A 2,500-nucleotide genomic window follows, 5' to 3' on the forward strand; every position below is an offset into this window, starting at 1 on the left:
CAGCTTTATCTCATCGCGAGCCTGTTTGACTACGTCGTTCATTAAAAAATTAAAATCCATATTCATGGCATTTGCTCCTTCCAAGTTTTCTCTTCAATCCTATCATAACAATTGCCACTTCTTGATTCAATAATTTTACCTGTTAAAACCGCATAAACCGTTTAGAACGAAATAGAAGCGAGAACCATGTGCGAAACAACTAGGCATACAAAAGGATGGGGCATGCCAGGAGACATTCCACGGTGCCCCATCCTATTTCTTTTTTAATTTGATTTAAATGTTTCTGTAAAAGATCCAAAGGCCTGCTTAACAGCAGCGGTGACCGTTTTATTCCCTGACATCACTTGATTCTCGAGTATAGGGAGAAGACCTTTGACGGTTTCATTTTTATAAAACATCGTTTTAAGCTGGTGATCAATCAATGAATAAAGCCATTCCTTAGATTGCATTCTTCTCCGTTCTTGAAAAACACCCGATTCTTTGGTCATATCGGAAAATTCATTCAAAACATCCCAAAGCTCAGGGATACCTTTACCGGTGATGGCGGAACAAGCATATGCCTTTCCTGCCCATCCCTTTGTTGCAGGCTGAAGGAAGTGCAAGATTCTGCTATATTCGGATTTCGTCCTAATCGCCAGCGGAATATTCTCTCCGTCGGCTTTATTGACCACAATTCCGTCCACAAGTTCCAGAATCCCCTTTTTCATCCCTTGTAATTCATCTCCGGCACCTGTTAGGACAAGGAGCATGAAAAAGTCGACCATACTACGTACTATAGCTTCACTCTGACCGACACCGACAGTTTCTATCAGTATCACATCAAATCCTGCCGCTTCACAAAGCAACATCGTTTCCCTCGTTTTGCGGTGAACTCCGCCTAGAGTGCCTTCGGATGGTGAAGGTCTTATGAAGGCATGAGGGTTTCTTGCCAGTTCCTCCATCCTTGTCTTATCACCTAATATACTTCCGCCATTGATCGAAGAGCTTGGGTCGACAGCTAGAACGGCAACCTTATGGCCCCTGTCACATAAGTAAGTTCCGAACGTCTCGATGAAGGTACTTTTTCCGGCACCGGGCACTCCGGAAATCCCGATGCGAATCGAGTTCCCTGTATGGGGAAGGATGGCATGCAATAATTCCTGTGCATGATCCAAGTGGTGTGATGCATTGCTTTCAACCAATGTAATCCCTTTAGCTAGCTTGGCCCTGTCCCCTTTTATGATTCCCTCTTTAAGTTCATGGACCGGTATGTTTACATTTTGTTTTTTGACGAATTTGCTTTTTGAAGGCTTGTTTTGGCTGGCTGCTAATTCCACACCTGGCTTTAATGAAGAAGCAAAACCTTCCTGATTGTTAAGATCGACCCATTCCGGCTTCTTGTCTTCACTCATTATTGGGCCACTTCCTCATATCCGAGGCGATTGTATATTTCCTGAAGCACTTTCTTCGCTGCCTGTGGTATGACCGTACCAGGTCCAAAAATGGCTGTAGCCCCATTTTCCATTAGGTAATCATAATCCTGTGCAGGGATGACGCCGCCTACGATCACTATTATGTCCTCACGGCCCAAGTTCTTCAGTTCCGTCATAAGCTGCGGCAACAAAGTTTTATGGCCGGCAGCAAGCGAACTCATTCCGACTACATGCACATCATTTTCCACGGCTTGGATGGCTGTTTCTTCCGGTGTTTGAAATAATGGACCGATATCGACATCATAGCCTAAATCCGCAAACCCCGTTCCTACTACTTTAGCTCCACGATCATGACCGTCCTGACCCATTTTAGCCATTAACAAACGCGGCCTTCTTCCTTCATTTTCAAGGAACTCTTCCGTCATGCGGACGACTTCCTCAATTTCCGCTTCTTTTGAGTAGGCCGAGCTATATACGCCGCTGATGGAACGGATCGTTGCTTTGTGACGTCCAGCAACCTCTTCGATCGCATCGGATATTTCACCTAATGAAGCCCGTACTCTTGCAGCTTGCACAGCTAGTTCTAGAAGGTTACCTTCGCCAGTTCTGGCAGCCATGGATAGCGCTTGAAGAGCTTCATCCACCTTTGCCTGATCACGTTTCGCTTTTAATTCGCTCAAACGCTTAAGCTGACTTTCGCGGACTACCGTATTATCAATCTCCAGTATTTCAATAGGATCCTCTTTTTTCAAACGATACTTATTGACGCCCACAATCGTTTCAACTTGAGAATCGATTTTAGCCTGACGCTTTGCAGCTGCTTCCTCGATCCTCATTTTTGGAAGGCCGGTTTCAATTGCCTTCGCCATTCCACCCAGACCTTCGATTTCTTCTATGTGAGCCCAAGCCCGGTCGATTAATTCATTAGTGAGCGATTCTACATAGTATGAACCCGCCCATGGATCGATTACTTTTGTGATCCCGGTTTCCTCCTGCAGATATAACTGTGTGTTACGGGCAATGCGTGCCGAGAAATCAGTTGGCAAGGCAATGGCCTCATCCAATGCGTTCGTATGCAGGGACTGTGT

Annotated in this window: 2 protein-coding genes; both read right to left on the minus strand. The window is 45.4% G+C overall.

Going from position 1 to position 2,500, the window contains the following annotated elements:
• Positions 1-263 precede the first annotated feature (263 nt).
• Positions 264-1,391: a methylmalonyl Co-A mutase-associated GTPase MeaB gene (gene meaB, locus ACFVSH_RS25415; RefSeq protein WP_387597839.1), complete on the minus strand. Its 1,128-nt coding sequence runs from the start codon at positions 1,389-1,391 to the stop codon at positions 264-266.
• Positions 1,391-2,500: methylmalonyl-CoA mutase family protein (locus ACFVSH_RS25420; RefSeq protein WP_387708532.1), on the minus strand; the 1,110-nt coding region annotated here is incomplete at its 5' end. The genes meaB and ACFVSH_RS25420, both read right to left, overlap by 1 nt.

Source organism: Peribacillus sp. NPDC058002, assembly GCF_042886655.1.
GTDB classification, from domain to species: domain Bacteria; phylum Bacillota; class Bacilli; order Bacillales; family DSM-1321; genus Peribacillus; species Peribacillus aracenensis.